Source organism: Streptococcus mitis (assembly GCF_946190335.1).
GTDB lineage: Bacteria > Bacillota > Bacilli > Lactobacillales > Streptococcaceae > Streptococcus > Streptococcus mitis_CH.
In genome coordinates, this window is the sequence record NZ_CAMHZN010000004.1 from 48,255 (window position 1) to 69,290 (window position 21,036).

Sequence of the window (21,036 nt, forward strand, 5' to 3'; positions counted from 1 at the left end):
CATGGGGAAACGGATTTTATTACTTGAGAAAGAACGAAATCTAGCTCATTTTTTAAGTTTGGAACTCCAAAAAGAGCAATACCGAGTTGATCAGGTTGAGGAGGGGCCAAAAGCCCTCTCCATGGCTCTTCAGACAGACTATGACTTGATTTTATTGAATGCTCAACTGGGGGATATGACAGCCCAGGATTTTGCAGACAAGCTGAGTCGGACTAAGCCAGCCTCAGTCATCATGGTCTTGGACCATCGCGAAGAATTGAAAGATCAGATTGAGACAATCCAACGCTTTGCCGTTTCTTACATCTATAAGCCGGTTATTATTGACAATTTGGTGGCTCGTATTTCAGCGATTTTCCGAGGTAGGGACTTCATCGACCAACACTGTAGTCAGATGAAGGTTCCAACGTCTTATCGCAATCTGCGTATGGATGTAGAACATCATACCGTTTATCGTGGCGAGGAAATGATTGCTCTGACTCGTCGTGAGTATGACCTCTTGGCTACTCTTATGGGGAGCAAGAAAGTTCTGACTCGTGAGCAGTTGTTGGAAAGTGTCTGGAAGTATGAAAGTGCGACCGAAACAAATATCGTGGATGTCTATATCCGTTATCTACGTAGCAAGCTTGATGTAAAAGGTCAAAAAAGCTACATTAAAACAGTTCGTGGTGTTGGTTACACCATGCAAGAATAGAAAAGCAGTTGCAGTTTTGTAACTGCTTTTTTTGAGGGATTTTCTATATATTGACATGCGGTTTGGTCTTTGCTATAATCAGTCATGGAGGATAGGTCTAATGAAAATAATAAAAAAATTGATGCAAATCGCATTAGCAGTCTTTTTCTTCGGTTTGCTAGCAACAAGTGCAGTATTGGCGGATGATGCTGATTCAGAAGGTTGGCAATTTGTCCAAGAAAATGGTAGAACCTACTACAAGAAGGGGGAACTCAAAGAAACCTACTGGCGAGTGATTGATGGTAAGTACTATTATTTTGATTATAATGGCGAAATGGTTGTTGGTTGGCAATACATTCCAATGCCAGTTAAAGGATATACAATTGGTCCTTACCCTAATGGTATAAGATTAGAAGGTTCCCCAATGCCAGAATGGTACTACTTTGACAAAAATGGAGTGCTACAAGAGTTTGTTGGTTGGCAACAATTAGAGCTAAAAGATTCCTTAACCGTTGGGAAAAAACATGGTGAAGGCTGGGAAGGTCCCGAAGTTCTTAAATTAGCATACTACTACTTTGATCAAGATCATTCTTTAAAGACAGGTTGGCTTTATGACCAGTCTAATTGGTATTATCTAGCTAAAACGGAAATTAATGGAGAAAACTATATTGGTGGTGAAAGACGTGCAGGTTGGATAAATGATGGTTCAGCTTGGTACTATCTAGATCCAGAAACTGGTATCATGCAAACTGGTTGGAAGCAAATTGGCAATAAGTGGTACTATCTCCGTTCATCAGGATCTATGGCAACTGGCTGGTATCAGGAAGGCTCGACTTGGTACTACTTACATGCAAATAATGGAGATATGAAGACAGGCTGGTTCCAGATCAATGGCAAATGGTACTACGCTTACAGCTCAGGTGCCTTAGCAGTCAACACCACTGTAGATGGCTACTACGTCAACTATAATGGCGAGTGGGTTCAATAATGAAAGAGGCGATTGTGAATGGAAACAATCGCTTTTTTTGTGAAAATATAATAAAATAGATAGGAAAGAATCAATACTTGTATGAAAAATGAGACGGTCTTTCCGTCTAGCTAAAAGGAAAACATGACAAAAAAAGTGGGTGTCGGTCAGGCACATAGTAAAATAATTTTAATAGGGGAGCATGCGGTCGTTTACGGTTATCCTGCCATTTCCCTGCCTCTTTTGGAGGTGGAGGTAACTTGTAAGGTAGTTCCTGCAGCGAGTCCTTGGCGTCTCTATGAGGAGGATACCTTGTCCATGGCAGTTTATGCTTCGCTGGAGTATTTGGATATCAAAGAAGCCTGCATTCGCTGTGAGATTGACTCGGCTATACCTGAAAAACGGGGAATGGGTTCGTCAGCTGCTATCAGCATAGCGGCTATTCGTGCGGTCTTTGACTACTATGAGGCCGACCTGCCTCATGACGTACTAGAAATCTTGGTCAATCGGGCTGAGATGATTGCCCATATGAATCCAAGTGGCTTGGATGCTAAGACCTGTCTCAGTGACCAGCCTATTCGCTTTATCAAGAACGTAGGATTTACAGAGCTTGAGATGAACTTATCCGCCTATTTGGTGATTGCAGATACAGGCGTTTATGGCCATACTCGTGAAGCCATCCAAGTGGTTCAAAGCAAGGGGAAAGATGCCCTACCGTTTTTGCATGCCTTAGGGGAATTGACTCAGCAAGCAGAAGATGCGATTTCACAAAAAGATGCTGAAGGATTGGGGCAAATCCTCAGTCAAGCGCATTTACATTTAAAAGAAATTGGTGTTAGTAGTCCTGAGTCAGATTCTTTGGTTGAAATGGCTCTTAACCATGGTGCTTTAGGTGCCAAGATGAGCGGTGGTGGGCTAGGAGGCTGTATTATCGCCTTGACAACCAATTTGACTCAAGCTCAAAAACTAGCAGAAAGAATAGAAGAGAAAGGAGCTGTTCAGACATGGATCGAGAGCCTGTAACAGTACGTTCCTACGCAAATATTGCTATTATCAAATATTGGGGAAAGAAAAAAGAGAAAGAGATGGTGCCTGCTACTAGCAGTATCTCTCTGACTTTGGAAAATATGTACACGGAGACGACCTTGTCGTCGCTACCGATGGATGCGACTGCTGATGCCTTTTATATCAATGGTCAGTTACAAAATGAAGCTGAGCATGCCAAGATGAGCAAAATCATTGACCGCTATCGTCCAGATGGTGAGGGCTTTGTTCGTATTGACACTCAAAACAATATGCCTACCGCAGCGGGCTTGTCCTCAAGTTCTAGCGGTTTGTCCGCCTTGGTTAAGGCTTGCAATGCTTATTTCAAGCTTGGATTGGATAGAAGTCAGTTAGCACAGGAGGCTAAGTTTGCCTCAGGGTCGTCCTCTCGGAGTTTTTATGGACCACTAGGTGCCTGGGATAAGGATAGCGGAGAGATTTACCCGGTAGTGACAGACTTGAAACTAGCTATGATTATGTTGGTGCTAGAGGACAAGAAAAAACCAATCTCTAGTCGTGATGGGATGAAACTTTGTGTGGAAACTTCGACGACTTTTGACGACTGGGTGCGTCAGTCTGAGAAGGATTATCAGGATATGCTGGTTTATCTCAAGGAAAATGACTTTGCCAAGGTTGGGGAATTAACGGAGAAAAATGCTCTTGCTATGCACGCTACGACGAAAACAGCATCACCAGCTTTTTCTTATCTGACGGATGCATCTTATGAAGCCATGGACTTTGTTCGTCAGCTCCGTGAGCAAGGAGAAGCCTGCTACTTTACCATGGATGCTGGTCCCAATGTTAAGGTCCTCTGTCAAGAGAAAGACTTGGAGCATTTATCTGAAATCTTCAGTCAGCGTTATCGCTTGATTGTGTCAAAAACAAAGGATTTGAGCCAAGATGATTGCTGTTAAAACTTGTGGAAAACTCTATTGGGCAGGTGAATATGCTATTCTAGAGCCAGGGCAGTTAGCCTTGATAAAGGATATTCCCATCTATATGAGGGCTGAGATTGCTTTTTCTGACAGCTACCGTATCTATTCAGATATGTTTGATTTCGCAGTGGATTTGAAGCCGAATCCTGATTACAGCTTGATTCAAGAAACGATTGCTCTAGTGGAATATTTTCTCGTTTATCGAGGTCAAACTTTAAGACCTTTTTCTCTAGAAATCCGTGGCAAAATGGAACGAGAAGGGAAAAAGTTTGGTCTGGGTTCTAGCGGTAGTGTCGTTGTCTTGATTATCAAGGCTCTGCTTACTCTATATGATCTTTCGGTTAATCAAGATCTCTTGTTTAAGCTGGCTAGTGCTGTCTTGCTCAAGCGAGGAGACAATGGTTCCATGGGCGACCTTGCCTGTATTGTGGCAGAGGATTTGGTTCTCTACCAGTCGTTTGATCGCCAGAAGGTGGCTTCTTGGTTGGAAGAAGAAAATTTGGCGACAGTTTTGGAGCGTGATTGGGGTTTTTCTATCTCACAAGTGAAACCTGCCCTAGAATGTGATTTCCTAGTTGGATGGACCAAGGAAGTAGCTGTCTCTAGTAACATGGTTCAGCAAATCAAGCAAAATATTAATCAGAAATTTTTAACTTCCTCAAAAGCAATGGTGACTGCTTTGGTAGAAGCTTTAGAGCAAGGAAAAGCAGAAAAAATTATCGAGCAAGTAGCAGTAGCCAGTCAACTTTTAGAAGGCTTGAGCGCAGATATTTACACGCCTTCGCTTAGACAGTTGAAGGTAGCTAGTCAAGATTTGCAGGCTGTTGCCAAGAGTAGCGGTGCTGGTGGTGGTGACTGTGGTATTGCCTTGAGTTTTGATGAGCAATCAACTGAAACCCTAAAAAATCGTTGGGCCGATCTAGGGATTGAGCTCTTATACCAAGAAAGGATAGGACATGACGACAAATCGTAAGGACGAGCATATACGCTATGCCCTTGAGCAGAAAAGTTCCTATAATAGCTTTGATGAGGTGGAGTTGATTCATTGTTCCTTGCCTCTTTATGACCTAGATGAAATTGATTTGTCTACAGAATTTGCTGGTCGAAAGTGGGAATTTCCTTTTTATATCAATGCCATGACGGGTGGAAGCGATAAGGGTAAAGAAATCAATCAAAAGCTGGCTCAAGTGGCGGAAGCCTGTGGGATTTTGTTTGTAACGGGTTCTTATAGCGCAGCCCTCAAGGATCCTACAGATGATTCATTTTCTGTCAAATCTAGCCATCCAAATCTCCTCTTAGGAACCAATATTGGATTGGACAAGCCTGTTGAGTTGGGACTTCAGACTGCAGAAGAGATGAATCCTCTTCTCCTGCAAGTGCATGTCAATGTTATGCAGGAATTACTCATGCCAGAGGGAGAAAGGAAGTTCAGAAGCTGGCAATCGCATCTGGCAGACTACAGCAAGCAAATTCCTGTTCCTATTGTTCTCAAGGAAGTCGGCTTTGGAATGGATGTGAAGACTATCGAAAGAGCCTATGAACTAGGGGTTCGAACCGTCGACCTATCGGGTCGTGGTGGAACTAGCTTTGCTTATATCGAAAACCGTCGCAGTGGTCAGCGTGATTACCTTAATCAATGGGGTCAGTCCACTATGCAAGCCCTTCTCAATGCCCAAGAATGGAAAGACAAGGTTCAACTCTTGGTTAGTGGAGGCGTTCGCAATCCGCTGGATATGATTAAGTGTTTAGTTTTTGGTGCCAAGGCTGTAGGACTGTCTCGAATCGTTCTGGAATTGGTGGAAAGCTACACAGTTGCAGAAGTAATTGGTATTGTCCAAGGTTGGAAAGCAGATCTACGCTTAATTATGTGTGCTCTTAATTGTGCCACCATAGCAGATCTGCAAAGCGTAGACTATCTTCTTTACGGCAAATTAAAAGAAGCAAATGATCAGATGAAAAAGGCGTAACCACCGCCTTTTTTCCATCTTCAGACCGAGGTGACTTTTTTGAATTGTGATAAAATAGAAAGGAGAGGATACATGTATGAGAAAATTTAAAATCTTTTTATTTATCGAAGCCTGTCTGTTGACGGGGGCTCTGATTTTGATGGTTTCAGAGCATTTTTCACGTTTTCTGCTGATTCTATTCCTCTTTTTACTTTTGATTCGCTATTACACTGGTAAAGAAGGTAATAATCTTCTGTTAGTGGTGGCAACCATTCTCTTCTTTTTCATCGTCATGCTCAATCCTTTTGTGATTCTAGCTATTTTTGTTGCGGTTATATACAGCCTCTTTCTTCTTTACCCGATGATGAATCAGGAAAAAGAGCAGACAAATTTGGTGTTTGAAGAGGTGGTGACGGTTAAGAAGGAGAAAAATCGTTGGTTTGGGAATCTCCATCATTTTTCAAGTTACCAGACTTGCCAATTTGATGATATCAATCTTTTTCGTCTTATGGGTAAAGACACCATTCATCTGGAGAGGGTGATTCTAACCAATCATGATAATGTTATTATCCTCAGAAAGATGGTAGGAACAACCAAAATCATTGTACCTGTTGATGTGGAAGTCAGTATCAGTGTTAACTGTCTCTATGGGGATTTGACTTTTTTCAATCAGCCCAAGCGAGCCCTCCGCAATGAACACTATCATCAGGAAACGAGAGATTATCTCAAGAGTAACAAGAGTGTCAAGATTTTCTTGACCACTATGATTGGGGATGTTGAGGTGGTCAGAGGATGAAAAAACAAGCCTATGTAATTATTGCCATCACCTCCTTCCTATTTGTCTTATTTCTGTCTCATAGTTTGTTGGAAATCCTTGATTTTGACTGGTCTATCTTTCTGCACGATGTCGAAAAAACAGAAAAATTTGTCTTTTTGTTGTTGGTATTCAGCATGTCCATGACCTGTCTCTTAGTCCTTTTTTGGCGAGGTGTCGAAGAGCTCTCTCTAAGAAAAATGCAGGCCAATCTCAAGCGCTTGTTGTCAGGAAAAGAAGTGGTTCAGGTTGCTGACCCAGATTTGGATATCAGTTTCAAGTCCTTGTCAGGCAAACTTAACCTCTTGACAGAGGCTCTTCAAAAAGCTGAAAATCAAAGTCTTGCTCAGGAAGAGGAAATCATCGAGAAAGAACGAAAGCGGATTGCTAGGGATTTGCACGATACAGTCAGTCAGGAGTTGTTTGCGGCCCACATGATTTTATCAGGTGTCAGCCAGCAGGCTTTGAAATTGGATAGAGAAAAGATGCAGACCCAGTTGCAGAGTGTCACAGCTATTTTAGAAACAGCCCAGAAGGATTTGCGGGTCTTGCTCCTGCACTTGCGACCGGTTGAGCTGGAACAGAAGAGCTTGATAGAAGGGATTCAAATTCTTCTAAAAGAGCTTGAGGACAAGAGCGATCTCAAGGTTAGTCTTAAGCAAAATGTGACGAAATTGCCCAAGAAAATCGAGGAGCATATCTTCCGTATCCTGCAAGAGTTAATCAGCAATACCCTCCGTCATGCCCAGGCTTCTTGTCTGGATGTCTATCTCTATCAGACGGATTTTGAATTGCAGTTGAAAGTGGTGGACAATGGGATTGGTTTCCAGCTGGGGAGTTTTGACGACTTGAGTTATGGACTCCGTAATATCAAGGAGCGGGTCGAAGATATGGCAGGGACGGTTCAGTTATTAACAGCTCCCAAGCAAGGGCTGGCAGTTGATATCCGTATTCCCTTGCTCGATAAGGAATGATAAAGGAGTAAAGATGAAAATTTTACTAGTAGATGACCATGAAATGGTCCGATTGGGCTTGAAAAGCTACTTTGACCTCCAAGATGATGTGGAAGTTGTAGGGGAAGCGGCCAATGGGGCTCAAGGCATTGACTTGGCCTTGGAATTGCGTCCAGATGTCATTGTCATGGATATCGTCATGCCTGAGATGAATGGGATTGATGCGACCTTAGCCATCCTCAAAGAATGGCCTGATGCCAAGATTTTGATTGTGACCTCTTACTTGGACAATGAAAAAATCATGCCGGTCTTGAATGCTGGTGCCAAAGGCTATATGCTTAAGACTTCTAGTGCAGATGAACTGCTCCACGCTGTCCGTAAGGTGGCTGCTGGGGAGCTGGCCATTGAGCAAGAGGTCAGCAAGAAGGTCGAATACCACCGCAATCACATGGAACTTCATGAGGACTTGACTGCGCGTGAGCGAGACGTTCTCCAACTGATTGCCAAGGGTTACGAAAATCAGCGCATCGCAGATGAACTCTTTATCTCTCTCAAGACGGTCAAAACCCATGTGTCCAACATTCTTGCCAAACTTGAGGTCAGCGACCGCACTCAGGCAGCAGTCTATGCCTTTCAGCATCACTTGGTGGGGCATGAGGAGTTTTAATGGTTATATAAAATAATGTTGGAGAAATGGCTGAGCTGAGTATCAAAGAAGCGAGTAAGGTGCTATAGCACGATAAAATAATTTTTTCACAATATTTTTATGTTATTTGTTGACATTCATTTTATAGGGGAGTAGAATAGAGTTATAAATAGATAAAATAATATACTGACTATAAAAAAGATTGATATAAACTCAAAAGGAGGTTAAAATCATGTCCCCGTAAATTATTAAAATAAGGTCACTAGAGCGTTAAGGTCTTTATTTCATCTCTTTAAGAGTGTTATAAATAAGATGGTTAAACTAACTCTATCTCTCAGTGTCAATTCGTGGAGGAAATGGCTATGAAAAAATCTAAACTATTCACACTTGGTTTGCTTGCAGGTGCTGGTCTGCTTTTGTCAATCAATCAAGCACAGGCTGCAGATACTTGGGTTAAAAATGGTTCTGACTGGAATCTTTCACAAGATGGCAGTCTCGCTAAGGATAAATGGGTGCAAAATGCTGGTTCTTGGTACCACTTTGACGGTTCTGGAAACATGCAGACAGGTTGGATCAAAGACGGTAATACATGGTATTCCCTAGCGGATAGTGGGGCTATGCGCACTGGCTGGTATAAGGACGGAAATACATGGTACTCCCTAGCAGATAGTGGAGCTATGCGTACTGGATGGTACAAAGAAGGAAACACCTGGTACTATCTTCATTTTAGTGGTTCTATGATGACAGGTTGGGAGTGCATAAATGGTGATTGGTATTATTTTGAACAATCAGGTGCAATGGCCTCTGATAGAGTTGTAAATTCTAGTGATGGAACAGGCTATATTCTCAGCAAGGATGGACATATGTTCACTTTACAAGATAGCCCTTATAAACATGATGATATTGTTCGTTTAGGCGATGGATATGAATATCTGATTAAAGCAAAATATGATGGGAATAAATTTACTGATGTTATAGTGGCTAAAAACACTTGGTATGTCAAACCTGAGTTCAAGAAGTTTTCCGACAAATATGGGGATCATGTTGCAAATATAACCTTAGCTTTAGTGGATAATAAAGAAGAAAGACAAGAAATTGATCCTAAAGCTGTTATTCGTAATTTCCAAAATCTACCAGGTCGATATTACTTTGGAGCAGATGGTCGTAGAGTATTACCACTTCCAGAGATGACAACTAGATCAGAAATCAAAAAAGTTGGCAATGATCTTTATCTAGAAGACCCAGGTGTACGACTTAGACTTCCGTCTACTTACTTCACAATCAATAACAATAAACTATACTATTTAGAAAATGAACAAGGTAAGCTCAAAACAGGTTACTTTGTACTGATTGATGATGGAGCAACCACTACTCACTATCACATTCTAGCCTATGCGGATCAATCCGGTGAGATTCTTAAGATGAAACGCTTGCCATCAGGATTTTCAGATTATTTTGACAAAGAAATCGATGGTTTCTATGGTCAAAAAATTAAGATTACACAGCCAAATAAGTATGAATATTACAAGGTTCTTGTGGTTAAATAATACAAAACGAATCGCCTAATAAGGGATGTGTGGGCGATTCGTTTTTTACTGTAATCAGCTATCACCAAACATCTTTTATAAAATTATATTCGAATCCTAAAGAAAACCAAGAAGAAACCATACCTCCCCCATCATTGAAAAGCGCATTCGTTACTTGAAAAAAGTCGCCCATTTATGTTATAATAGACTGTATTTAAAAAATTTTAAGGAGAAATGACAGAATGTCTGTATCATTTGAAAACAAAGAAACAAACCGTGGTGTCTTGACTTTCACTATCTCTCAAGACCAAATCAAACCAGAATTGGACCGTGTCTTCAACTCAGTGAAGAAATCTCTTAATGTTCCAGGTTTCCGTAAAGGTCACCTTCCACGTCCTATCTTCGACAAAAAATTTGGTGAAGAGTCACTTTATCAAGACGTTATGAACGCTCTTTTGTCAAATGCTTATGAAGCAGCTGTAAAAGAAGCTGGTCTTGAAGTGGTTGCTCAACCAAAAATTGACGTAACTTCAATGGAAAAAGGACAAGACTGGGTTATCACTGCTGAAGTAGTTACAAAACCTGAAGTAAAATTGGGTGACTACAAAAACCTTGAAGTATCAGTTGATGTAGAAAAAGAAGTAACTGACGCTGACGTTGAAGAGCGTATCGAACGCGAACGCAACAACTTGGCTGAATTGGTTATTAAAGAAGCTGCTGCTGAAAACGGCGACACTGTTGTTATCGACTTCGTTGGTTCTATCGACGGTGTTGAATTTGACGGCGGAAAAGGTGAAAACTTCTCACTTGGACTTGGATCAGGTCAATTCATCCCTGGCTTTGAAGACCAATTGGTAGGTCACTCAGCTGGTGAAACTGTTGATGTTATCGTAACATTCCCAGAAGACTACCAAGCAGAAGACCTTGCAGGTAAAGAAGCTAAATTCGTGACAACTATCCACGAAGTAAAAGCTAAAGAAGTTCCAGCTCTTGACGATGAACTTGCAAAAGACATCGACGAAGAAGTTGAAACACTTGCTGAATTGAAAGAAAAATACCGCAACGAATTGGCTGCTGCTAAAGAAGAAGCATACAAAGATGCCGTTGAAGGTGCAGCAATCGATAAAGCTGTAGAAAACGCTGAAATCGTAGAACTTCCAGAAGAAATGATTCACGAAGAAGTTCACCGTTCAGTAAACGAATTCCTTGGAAACTTGCAACGTCAAGGTATCAACCCTGATATGTACTTCCAAATCACTGGAACTACTCAAGAAGATCTTCACAAACAATACGAGGGAGAAGCTGAGTCACGTACTAAGACTAACCTTGTTATCGAAGCAGTTGCCAAAGCTGAAGGATTTGATGCTTCAGAAGAAGAAATCCAAAAAGAAATCGAGCAATTGGCTGCAGATTACAACATGGAAGTTGCACAAGTACAAAGCTTGCTTTCAGCTGATATGTTGAAACACGATATCACAATCAAAAAAGCTGTTGAATTGATTACAAGCACAGCAACAGTTAAATAATCTTATACTCTTCGAAAATCAAATTCAAACCACGTCAGCGTCACCTTACCGTACTCAAGTACAGCTTGCGGCTAGCTTCCTAGTTTGCTCTTTGATTTTCATTGAGTATTCATAAACAAAAATCCCACCTGCCTAGGTGGGTTTTCTGATACACTATTTTCCGAAAATCTCTTTGAGGTCTGCTTCTGTAATCCCAATCATGGCTGGGATGCTATCCCAGTTCTCTTCGGTTAGGATGTAGGATTGTTCAGGGGCACTTGATGTGACTGTTTCGGAAACAGCTTGTGTATTTTCTTCAACATTTTCAATTAAATCACTGAAGCGTTCAATCAGATAGGTTTTTCGGGCAGTTCCGATGTGCTGGGTAGCATAGTCGAAGGCCTGTAATTCGCCTAGTAAGATAAGCTTGCTTTTGGCACGTGTAATGGCTGTGTAGATGAGATTGCGCTCCAGCATACGCCTGCTAGCACTAGTGATAGGTAGGATGACAACAGGAAACTCACTTCCCTGTGATTTATGGATACTCATGGCATAGGCTAAGCGAATCTTGTACCATTCGTTACGGGGGTAAGAGACTTCATTGCCATCAAAATCAATGACAATTTCATCCTGTTTTGACTCGGTGTATTTACCAGGGATCAGATCTGTGATAGCTCCCAAATCTCCATTAAAGACATTGATTTCAGCATCATTGACCAAGTGAATGACCTTGTCTCCCTTGCGATAGTGACACTGGGGAGCCTCAAAACTGAGTTGATCTTTTTGTGGTGGATTGAGCAGGTCTTGCATGAGTTGGTTGATAGCATCAATCCCTGCTGTCCCTCGGTACATGGGAGCCAGAACTTGAATATCACGGGCAGGAATACCACTTCTGAGGGCAGCACCTAAGATTTTCTCAATCGTAGCAGGAATATGGCCACTAGCAATTTCAAAGTAGGAACGGTCAGCTTTTTTCTGGGTGAAATCAGCTGGCAAGATGCCCTGTCGAATTTGACTAGCAAGGGTAACGATGGTTGATTCTTCGCTTTGCCGGTAGATTTTTTCCAAGCGAGTCTGAGGAATCAAGGGAATATGAAGCAGATCCGCTAGAACCTGTCCAGGACTGACAGAAGGCAACTGGTCGCTGTCGCCTACGATAAGAATTTTACTGTTAGAAGAGATGTTGGAGAAGAGTTGATTGGCCAGCCAAGTATCCACCATGGAAAATTCATCCACGATGATAAAGTCAGCATCCAGATAATCTTCCAGATGACTGGTATCATCGTCACCTGTCATTCCTAAATGTCGGTGTATGGTCGCGCTAGGCAAACCCGTTAATTCATTCATGCGCCGAGCTGCTCGGCCAGTTGGAGCAGCAAGAAGAATTGGCAAGTTGCTTTTTTTCCTGAGGTCAAGTCCTTCTAAAAGGGCATAAACAGCGATAATTCCATTGATAACAGTCGTCTTACCAGTACCGGGCCCACCTGTTAGGATAAAGACCTTGTTCTGGATAGCGTCGCAGATAGCCTGTTTTTGAATGCTATCATACTCAATCCCCAGTTCTTCCTCGACAGTAGTGATATGTTTTTGAATGGTTTCTAAATCTTGGTTCTTCTGTTTTCCTTTTTCAAGGATACGAACCAAGTGACTGCGGATGCCTTCTTCAGCAAAAAAGAGGCTATTATCAAAGATTTTGGTATCAATTTGCTGAACCTTGTCTTCTTCGATGAGGTAGGAGAGTTCTTGGGCCACTTGGCTGGGGTCCAGTTCCACGGGACGGGAGGATTCAAGGAGAGTGAGGGTTTGTTCTAGCAAATCCCGTGCTTCAACATAGGTATCTCCTGTTTCCATACAGGCCTGAAAAAGACTATGAACTAGACCAGCACGGAAGCGTTCAGGAGCCTGACTTTCGATGCCTAGTTCTTCCGCTAGTTGGTCAGCAATGGTAAAGCCCAAGCCTTTGATATCCTCAACAAGTTGGTAGGGATAATTTTCAACCACATCAAGGGTTTCTTCCTTGTAAAAGTCTTGAATCTGAAAGGCTAATTTATTGGGAATACCGTAGTTGGCTAGTTTGGCTAAAACCATCTCTGTTCCGTAATTGAGACGAAGAGTGGAGACGAAAGCCTCGCGATTTTTTGCAGAGAGCCCTGAGATGCCTTCTAGCTTTTCCGGGTGTTGCAGAATTTCGTCAATGGTATTGTCACCATAGGTGTCCACGATTTTTTGAGCTGTCTTAAGACCGATTCCCTTGAAATGGCTACTTGAAAAGTACTTGACCAAGCCCTTGCTAGTTGGTTTTGCGCGTTCATAACGGCTGATTTGCAGTTGTTCCCCATACTTGGAGTGCTGGACAATTTGCCCCCAAAAAGTATAGTCTTCTCCGTCAATTACATCAGCCATGGTACCGGTGACAATGATTTCAAAATCATCAAAATCTTCTGCGTCCGTATCTTCGATTTCTAGGAGAAGGATGCGATAAAAATTGCTGGGATTTTCAAAAATAATCCGTTCAATGGTTCCTGAAAAATAAACTTCCATAAAATTCCTTTGCATGAATAGGTGAGAGTTGGGGTTGTTTTTACTATAGTCAATAAACGATCACTTCTCACGATAGAAGAAGAGGCTGAGATTCTTGATTCTCGGCCTCTTAGATTTCTTAAAATGTTCCGATACGGGTGATTGGCCAGAAGCGGAACTTAGCTTCCCCTGTGATATCTTTTGCTTTGAAGGTACCTACGTGGCGGCTGTCGCTCGAAACCAAGCGGTCATCTCCGAGGAGAAGGTACTCTCCTTCTGGAACTGTAAAGCTGAAGTTGGTATTGTAGTTGACATCAACTGTGAAGGCTTGAGCTTTTTGAGCAATACTTCTAAAGAAAGTACCTTTATTTCCTTCAAATCCCTTGCCTGAGTAGGTGCTTTGGAGTTTGTCGTCCTTAAAGCGTTTGATGTAATCAGCTAGGTAAGGTTCATCTGTTTCTTTGTCATTGATATAAAGTTTATCATTTTCGTAACGGATGGTATCGCCAGGCATTCCGATTACTCGCTTGACGATGTCCTTATTGCCATCTTCCTCATGGGCCACTACGATATCAAAACGGTCAATAGGGAGGTGTTTGACAACAAAGAGGATTTCGCCATCCGCTAGGGTCGGATCCATGGAATGTCCTTCTACGCGGACATTACTCCAAAAAAAGATACGGCTTAAAGCTAGTAATGACAGAATCAGGAGGAACAATCCCCACTCTTTTAGGAAATTTTTAAATGAATTCATAATTTACCTTTCTAAGCGTTTTTTTGCTTTTTCAGTATTTTTAAAGTGCAGTTTGGCGCAGAAGTTGAGTCCCTGCATACCATAGGCTTGTAAAATCTGGCTAGCCACCTTGTCAGAAGCCGTTCCAGCTCCACTTGGAAGTTGATAGCCCAGTTCTCGTCCCAGATTTTCAAGATTTTCCAGAAAGAGATCACGCGCAATGATAGAAGAAACTGCGACAGCCAAGTATTTTCCCTCAGCCTTTTCTTCTAAGCTGATAGGATTGCTGAAACGATTGGCCTCTTGTGCCAAGTACTTGTCATAATTTTTAGCACTGGTAAAGGCATCGATCACAATTTTCTTAGGCTGAAGTCCTTTTTGAAGGAGGAGATAGATGGCCTGATTATGGAGGGCTACCTTAACAGAAACAGCGTTGTAGCGGTCTCCGATGACCTCATTGTACTTGCTTGGTGAGAGAAGCAGTGCCTGGTGCTGGATTTTTTCTTTGAGGATAGGAGCAATCTGACGAATCTTTTGGTCGGTCAGAGTTTTAGAATCTCCCACACCGAGTTTTCGTAAAAAGTCATGCTGGTCTGGAGTGACAAAAGAAGCCACAACTGCAAGTCCACCAAAGTAGGAACCATTTCCCACCTCATCTGTCCCAATTAAAGGAAGGTTTTGTCCGTTAATTTCCTCTACAACTTGATAGCCAAAGAAATGAGCGTATTTCTCAGCTCCTTCGCCCTGAAGCAAGACCTTTCCAGAAGTATAGATAGAAACCGTTGCCTGAGGCAGTTTCAAAAAGTAGCGGATATAGGGGTTCTTACTGGGAGCCAGACTGGTTTGATAGTGTTCAAGGAAAGCCTGGATCTCCTTTTCGCTTGGTGTGAGTGTTATACTTGCCATAGTTTCTATTGTACCATAAAAGAAGGCAAATTTGTAAAAACTGACAAAATTAGCGAATTTTGGTATAATATCGTGAGGTGAATTTTATGGCAAATCTAAATCGATTCAAATTTACATTCGGGAAAAAATCATTAACCTTGACAACCGAGCATGATAATCTCTTTATGGAGGAAATCGCCAAGGTTGCGACAGAAAAATACCAAGCAATTAAAGAACAAATGCCTAGTGCAGATGATGAAACAATCGCTCTTTTGTTGGCAGTTAACTGTTTGTCAACTCAGCTCAGCCGTGAGATTGAATTTGACGATAAGGAGCAAGAGTTAGAAGAACTCCGTCACAAACTTGTGACTTGTAAGCAAGAGCAGAGCAAGATTGAGGATTCCTTATGATTTCACTCCTTCTTCTATTGGTCTTGGCTTGGGGATTCTATATCGGCTATCGGAGAGGCCTGCTCTTACAGGTTTATTACCTGATTTCAGCCATGGCTTCGGCTTTTGTGGCTGGCCAGTTTTACAAGGGGCTTGGAGAACAATTCCATTTACTGCTCCCTTATGCAAATCCGCAGGAAGGTCAGGGAACTTTCTTCTTCCCATCGGATCAACTCTTTCAGTTGGATAAGGTCTTTTACGCAGGTATCGGCTACTTGCTTGTATTTGGGATTGTCTATAGCATCGGTCGTTTGCTTGGTCTCCTGTTACACTTGATTCCTAGTAAAAAGCTGGGTGGCAAGTTGTTCCAAGTCTCAGCAGGTATCTTGTCCATGTTGGTGACCTTATTTGTCTTGCAAATGGCCTTGACCATACTAGCAACCATTCCCATGGCAGCTATACAAAATCCTCTTGAAAAGAGTATCGTCGCAAAACATATCATCCAGAGCATACCAGTAACAACCAGTTGGCTCAAACAAATCTGGGTGACAAATTTAATCGGATAAAAAGGGCAGGAATTTTCCTAGCCCTTTGTTTACAGATTGACTAGTATCTATCAGAATGTAAAAAGATACCACACCTAGACATTCAAAGACAAGGAAATAAAGATGAATAAGAAAATATTAGAAACATTAGAGTTCAATAAGGTCAAGGCTTTGTTTGAACCCCATTTGTTGACCGAGCAGGGCTTGGAGCAATTGAGACAGCTAGCTCCGACTGCCAAAGCGGATAAAATCAAACAGGCTTTTGCTGAGATGAAGGAAATGCAGGCTCTTTTCGTCGAGCAACCGCATTTTACCATTCTCGCAACCAAGGAAATCGCAGGAGTCTGCAAGCGTTTGGAGATGGGGGCAGACCTCAATATTGAGGAGTTCCTGCTCTTGAAGCGCGTGCTTCTTGCTAGTCGAGAACTGCAAAGTTTTTATGCTAATCTGGAAAATGTCAGTTTGGAAGAATTAGCCCTTTGGTTTGAGAAATTACATGATTTTCCGCAATTACAAGGAAATCTCCAAGCCTTTAATGATGCAGGTTTCATTGAAAATTTTGCCAGTGAAGAATTGGCGCGCATCCGTAGAAAAATCCATGATAGCGAGAGTCAGGTCCGCGATGTCTTGCAAGATTTACTCAAGCAAAAAGCGCAGATGTTGACAGAAGGAATTGTTGCCAGCAGAAATGGCCGTCAGGTTCTACCTGTCAAAAACACCTACCGCAATAAGATTGCAGGTGTCGTTCATGATATTTCTGCCAGCGGAAATACCGTCTATATCGAACCTCGTGAGGTGGTCAAACTGAGCGAAGAAATTGCTAGTCTGCGAGCAGATGAGCGCTATGAAATGCTTCGTATTCTCCAAGAAATCTCGGAGCGTGTCCGCCCTCATGCGGCTGAGATTGCCAATGATGCTTGGATTATCGGCCATCTGGACTTGATTCGTGCCAAGGTCCGCTTTATCCAAGAAAGGCAAGCAGTCGTGCCTCAGCTATCAGAAAATCAAGAGATTCAACTGCTCCATGTTTGCCATCCTTTGGTCAAAAATGCCGTCGCAAATGATGTCCACTTTGGACAAGATTTAACAGCCATTGTCATTACAGGTCCCAATACAGGTGGTAAGACCATCATGCTCAAAACTCTGGGTTTGACACAGGTTATGGCCCAGTCCGGTTTGCCGATTTTGGCAGATAAGGGAAGCCGTGTTGGTATTTTCGAAGAAATCTTTGCCGATATTGGAGATGAGCAGTCTATTGAGCAGAGCTTGTCTACCTTCTCTAGCCACATGACCAATATTGTGGATATTCTTGGCAAGGTCAACCAACATTCACTCTTGCTCTTGGATGAGTTGGGGGCTGGTACAGATCCCCAAGAGGGAGCCGCCCTTGCCATGGCTATTCTGGAGGACCTTCGCCTGCGTCAAGTCAAGACCATGGCGACGACCCACTATCCGGAACTCAAGGCCTACGGTATTGAGACAGCCTTTGTGCAAAATGCCAGCATGGAGTTTGATACTGCAACTCTTCGCCCGACCTATCGCTTTATGCAGGGTGTTCCTGGCCGAAGCAATGCCTTCGAAATTGCTAAACGTCTAGGCCTATCTGAAGTTATCGTAGGGGATGCCAGTCAGCAGGTTGATCAGGACAATGATGTTAATCGTATCATTGAGCAACTGGAAGAGCAGACGCTAGAGAGCCGCAAACGCTTGGACAATATCCGTGAGGTGGAGCAAGAAAATCTCAAGATGAACCGTGCTCTCAAAAAACTTTACAACGAGCTCAATCGTGAAAAGGAAACCGAGCTTAATAAGGCGCGTGAACAGGCTGCTGAGATTGTGGACATGGCCCTAAGTGAGAGTGACCAGATTCTTAAAAATCTCCACAGTAAATCTCAACTCAAGCCCCATGAAATCATTGAAGCCAAGGCTAAACTGAAAAAATTGGCTCCTGAAAAAGTGGACTTGTCTAAAAACAAGGTCCTTCAAAAGGCCAAGAAAAAACGAGCTCCAAAGGTGGGAGATGATATCGTTGTTCTCAGTTATGGACAGCGTGGTACCTTGACCAGTCAACTCAAGGACGGCCGCTGGGAAGCTCAAGTTGGTTTAATCAAGATGACCTTGGAAGAAAAAGAGTTTGACCTTGTTCAAGCCCAGCAAGAAAAGCAAGTCAAGAAGAAACAGGTCAATGTCGTGAAACGAACTTCTGGTCGTGGCCCACAAGCCAGACTGGACCTTCGAGGCAAACGTTATGAAGAGGCCATGAATGAGTTAGATGCCTTTATCGACCAAGCCTTGCTTAATAATATGGTTCAAGTTGATATCATCCATGGTATCGGAACAGGTGTCATCCGTGAAGGTGTCACCAAATACCTACAAAGAAACAAGCATGTCAAGAGTTTCGGCTATGCCCCACAAAATGCTGGAGGTAGTGGTGCGACTATTGTGACATTTAAAGGATAGAAGTATTCCGAGCTTTATACAGTAAAAACTGTTGAATTAAGTTTTACTAATAAACACATTGACAAAAGCCAACATTTTTTGTAAAATAAGAATCAATTAAATACCAACACCGAATGAAGTTTAATAGAAGTGGCGAATCGTTTGATTTTCCATGACTGTAAATGGACGGAACTCTGGAGAGACCGTAAAGGCACCGAAGGGGCAAGGCAGGCAACTGCTCAAACTCTCAGGTAAAAGGACAGAGCTAGGATAGACCGCTTTTTAGCATTTATCTAAGCATTCCAGAGTACATGTATCTTGCATGTGCTCTTTCTTTTGGGGTTGAAAAGATAGGAGAAGGAAATGTTAGAATTGCTTAAATCAATTGATGCTTTTGCTTGGGGTCCACCCCTCTTGATTTTATTGGTTGGGACAGGGATTTACCTAACTGCCCGTCTAGGACTTTTGCAGATTTTGCGTCTGCCAAAGGCCTTCCAGCTTATTTTTACTAAGGACAAGGGGCATGGCGATGTATCCAGTTTTGCGGCCTTGTGTACAGCTCTAGCAGCGACAGTTGGTACGGGAAATATTATCGGGGTAGCTACAGCTATCAAGGTCGGTGGACCAGGAGCCCTCTTTTGGATGTGGATGGCTGCTTTCTTTGGGATGGCTACCAAGTATGCGGAAGGACTACTAGCTATCAAATACCGCACCAAGGATGACCATGGTGCAGTGGCGGGAGGTCCCATGCACTATATCCTTCTAGGGATGGGAGAAAAGTGGCGTCCCCTTGCCATCTTCTTTGCCCTAGCAGGTGTGCTAGTAGCTTTGTTGGGAATCGGAACCTTCACTCAAGTTAACTCGATTACAGAATCTATCCAGAATACAACGACTATTTCGCCAGCTATCACTGCTCTTGTGTTGTCTGTATTTGTAGCGATTGCAGTCTTTGGTGGTCTCAAGTCCATTTCTAAGGTTTCAACTACTGTTGTTCCTTTTATGGCTATTATTTATATTTTGGGAACTCTCACAGTTATTTTCTTTAATATCGGGAAAATTCCTGCCACAATCGCTTTAATTTTGACATCAGCTTTTAGTCCTGTTGCTGCGGTAGGTGGATTTGCCGGTGCTAGCATTCGGATGGCTATTCAAAATGGTGTGGCGCGTGGCGTGTTCTCAAACGAATCTGGTCTGGGTTCTGCTCCCATTGCAGCGGCTGCGGCTAAGACAAATGAACCAGTGGAGCAAGGATTGATTTCCATGACAGGAACCTTTATTGATACACTCATTATCTGTACCTTGACTGGTTTAACCATCTTGGTAACTGGTGTTTGGAGTGGCGACTTAAATGGGGTTGCCTTGACTCAGTCAGCCTTCTCAACAGTCTTTTCAAACTTTGGACCTGCCCTTTTGACCATCTTCCTTGTGCTCTTTGCCTTTACAACGATTCTAGGTTGGAACTATTACGGAGAACGTTGTTTTGAGTTTCTCTTTGGGGTTCGCTTTATCTGGCTCTACCGTGTGGTCTTTGTACTCATGGTTTTGTTGGGAGGATTTATCGAGTTGGATATGGTTTGGATTATCGCAGATATTGTCAATGCCTTGATGGCTCTGCCAAACTTGATTGCCCTCTTAGTCTTGTCGCCGGTCGTTATTGCTGAAACTAAAAAGTATTTTAATAAATAATGGAATCACACATTACGTGTGATTTTTTGCTTTCATAAAAAATTTCTATCAGTGTAATTTAAAATATATATTATACAAGGTATAGAATCTGTGATAGACTAGGTTTCAACAACATGAAAAGAGGTTTTATGATGACAACATTTACAATTCATACAATCGAATCAGCGCCAGCAGAAGTGAAAGAAGTTCTTGAAACAGTAGAAAAAGATAACAATGGCTATATTCCCAACCTAATCGGTCTCTTGGCTAATGCACCGACTGCTTTAGAGGCTTACCGTACTGTCGGAGCTATCAACCGTCGCAACAGCCTGACACCTGTTGAGCGCGAAGTAGTGCAAATCACGGCAGCTGTGACAAATGGTTGTGCCTTCTGCGTCGCAGGTCACACAGCCTTTTCAATTAAACAAATCCAGATGAATGATGACCTTCTGCAAGCCCTTCGCAATCGTACTCCAATTGAAACAGATCCTAAATTGGACACCCTAGCTAAGTATACCTTGGCAGTTATCAATACCAAGGGTCGTGTAGGAGATGAAGCCTTGTCTGAGTTTCTAGAAGCTGGCTACACTCAACAAAATGCCTTGGATGTGGTTCTTGGTGTCAGCCTAGCAAGCCTCTGTAACTATGCCAACAATCTAGCCAATACACCAATTAACCCAGAATTGCAACCTTATGCTTAATTAATATCTGAGAAAAATGAAGTCTGAAATCAACGGGCTTCGTTTTTTTTATACTCAATGAAAATCAAAGAGCAAACTAGGAAGCTAGCCGCAGGCTGTACTTGAGTACGGTAAGGCGACGCTGACGTGGTTTGAATTTGATTTTCGAAGAGT

At 42.5% G+C, this 21,036-nt stretch carries 19 protein-coding genes and 1 riboswitch; of the genes, 16 read left to right on the plus strand and 3 right to left on the minus strand.

The genetic code is table 11. The features are described 5' to 3' along the window. Position 1 precedes the first annotated feature (1 nt). The 11 genes from N8O43_RS06750 to tig all read left to right on the plus strand — a co-directional run bounded on the left by N8O43_RS06750 (position 2) and on the right by tig (position 11,027). Entirely contained in the window at positions 2–691 is a 690-nt protein-coding gene (locus tag N8O43_RS06750) for a response regulator transcription factor (protein ID WP_261089824.1), read from the plus strand. 100 nt (positions 692–791) lie between these two features. Next, on the plus strand, positions 792–1,658 hold the full coding sequence (locus tag N8O43_RS06755; protein ID WP_261089825.1) for an N-acetylmuramoyl-L-alanine amidase family protein: 867 nt from the start codon (positions 792–794) through the stop codon (positions 1,656–1,658). A 123-nt stretch (positions 1,659–1,781) separates the two neighbouring features. After that, positions 1,782–2,660 (plus strand): mevalonate kinase, encoded by an 879-nt coding sequence (gene mvk / locus N8O43_RS06760; RefSeq protein WP_261089826.1) that lies wholly within the window; start codon positions 1,782–1,784, stop codon positions 2,658–2,660. Beyond that, positions 2,642–3,595 carry a diphosphomevalonate decarboxylase gene (gene mvaD / locus N8O43_RS06765; protein ID WP_261089828.1) on the plus strand — a complete coding sequence of 318 codons (954 nt, stop codon included), beginning with the start codon at positions 2,642–2,644 and terminating at the stop codon, positions 3,593–3,595. Before mvk ends, mvaD begins: the two co-directional genes overlap by 19 nt. Next, a complete protein-coding gene (locus tag N8O43_RS06770) occupies positions 3,582–4,589 on the plus strand; it encodes a phosphomevalonate kinase (RefSeq protein ID WP_261089831.1) in 1,008 nt (335 codons plus the stop codon). Before mvaD ends, N8O43_RS06770 begins: the two co-directional genes overlap by 14 nt. Further along, the gene (gene fni / locus N8O43_RS06775; RefSeq protein ID WP_261089832.1) at positions 4,573–5,583 is read left to right on the plus strand and encodes a type 2 isopentenyl-diphosphate Delta-isomerase; all 1,011 of its coding nucleotides are present in this window, start codon (positions 4,573–4,575) and stop codon (positions 5,581–5,583) included. The genes N8O43_RS06770 and fni overlap by 17 nt, the downstream gene beginning before the upstream one ends. Before the next feature lie 76 nt (positions 5,584–5,659). Further along, positions 5,660–6,358, plus strand: a complete 699-nt coding sequence (gene liaF, locus N8O43_RS06780) for a cell wall-active antibiotics response protein LiaF (protein ID WP_261089833.1) — start codon at positions 5,660–5,662, stop codon at positions 6,356–6,358. Continuing rightward, positions 6,355–7,350 carry an envelope stress sensor histidine kinase LiaS gene (locus N8O43_RS06785; RefSeq protein ID WP_261089834.1) on the plus strand — a complete coding sequence of 332 codons (996 nt, stop codon included), beginning with the start codon at positions 6,355–6,357 and terminating at the stop codon, positions 7,348–7,350. Before liaF ends, N8O43_RS06785 begins: the two co-directional genes overlap by 4 nt. 13 nt (positions 7,351–7,363) lie before the next feature. Beyond that, the gene (locus tag N8O43_RS06790) at positions 7,364–7,996 is read left to right on the plus strand and encodes a response regulator transcription factor (RefSeq protein ID WP_261089835.1); all 633 of its coding nucleotides are present in this window, start codon (positions 7,364–7,366) and stop codon (positions 7,994–7,996) included. Positions 7,997–8,337: 341 nt separating this feature from the next. Continuing rightward, the gene (locus N8O43_RS06795) at positions 8,338–9,522 is read left to right on the plus strand and encodes an N-acetylmuramoyl-L-alanine amidase family protein (RefSeq protein WP_261089837.1); all 1,185 of its coding nucleotides are present in this window, start codon (positions 8,338–8,340) and stop codon (positions 9,520–9,522) included. 221 nt (positions 9,523–9,743) lie between these two features. Continuing rightward, a complete protein-coding gene (tig, locus tag N8O43_RS06800) occupies positions 9,744–11,027 on the plus strand; it encodes a trigger factor (RefSeq protein WP_261089841.1) in 1,284 nt (427 codons plus the stop codon). A gap of 153 nt (positions 11,028–11,180) precedes the next feature. Here tig and recD2 read toward each other — a convergent pair whose 3' ends face one another. The 3 genes from recD2 to rnhC all read right to left on the minus strand — a co-directional run bounded on the left by recD2 (position 11,181) and on the right by rnhC (position 15,165). Then, entirely contained in the window at positions 11,181–13,547 is a 2,367-nt protein-coding gene (gene recD2, locus N8O43_RS06805) for an SF1B family DNA helicase RecD2 (protein WP_261089843.1), read from the minus strand. 118 nt (positions 13,548–13,665) lie between these two features. Further along, complete coding sequence (gene lepB, locus N8O43_RS06810; protein ID WP_001083986.1) at positions 13,666–14,280, minus strand: signal peptidase I; 615 nt, start codon at positions 14,278–14,280, stop codon at positions 13,666–13,668. Between the two features lie 3 nt (positions 14,281–14,283). Beyond that, the gene (gene rnhC, locus N8O43_RS06815; protein WP_261089847.1) at positions 14,284–15,165 is read right to left on the minus strand and encodes a ribonuclease HIII; all 882 of its coding nucleotides are present in this window, start codon (positions 15,163–15,165) and stop codon (positions 14,284–14,286) included. An 86-nt stretch (positions 15,166–15,251) separates the two neighbouring features. Here rnhC and zapA point away from each other — a divergent pair, with 86 nt between their 5' ends. The 5 genes from zapA (at position 15,252) to N8O43_RS06840 (ending at position 20,883) form a co-directional block, all read left to right on the plus strand. Further along, a complete protein-coding gene (gene zapA / locus N8O43_RS06820) occupies positions 15,252–15,554 on the plus strand; it encodes a cell division protein ZapA (protein ID WP_000002022.1) in 303 nt (100 codons plus the stop codon). Then, the gene (locus tag N8O43_RS06825; RefSeq protein ID WP_000624513.1) at positions 15,551–16,099 is read left to right on the plus strand and encodes a CvpA family protein; all 549 of its coding nucleotides are present in this window, start codon (positions 15,551–15,553) and stop codon (positions 16,097–16,099) included. Before zapA ends, N8O43_RS06825 begins: the two co-directional genes overlap by 4 nt. 102 nt (positions 16,100–16,201) lie before the next feature. Next, positions 16,202–18,538, plus strand: coding sequence for an endonuclease MutS2 (locus N8O43_RS06830; protein ID WP_261089848.1), 2,337 nt, complete (start codon positions 16,202–16,204; stop codon positions 18,536–18,538). 163 nt (positions 18,539–18,701) lie between these two features. Next, positions 18,702–18,790: riboswitch (glycine riboswitch) on the plus strand. 90 nt (positions 18,791–18,880) lie between these two features. After that, the gene (locus tag N8O43_RS06835; protein ID WP_261009125.1) at positions 18,881–20,203 is read left to right on the plus strand and encodes an alanine/glycine:cation symporter family protein; all 1,323 of its coding nucleotides are present in this window, start codon (positions 18,881–18,883) and stop codon (positions 20,201–20,203) included. A 131-nt stretch (positions 20,204–20,334) separates the two neighbouring features. Next, entirely contained in the window at positions 20,335–20,883 is a 549-nt protein-coding gene (locus N8O43_RS06840; protein WP_261089849.1) for a carboxymuconolactone decarboxylase family protein, read from the plus strand. The last annotated feature ends 153 nt before the right edge of the window (positions 20,884–21,036 follow it).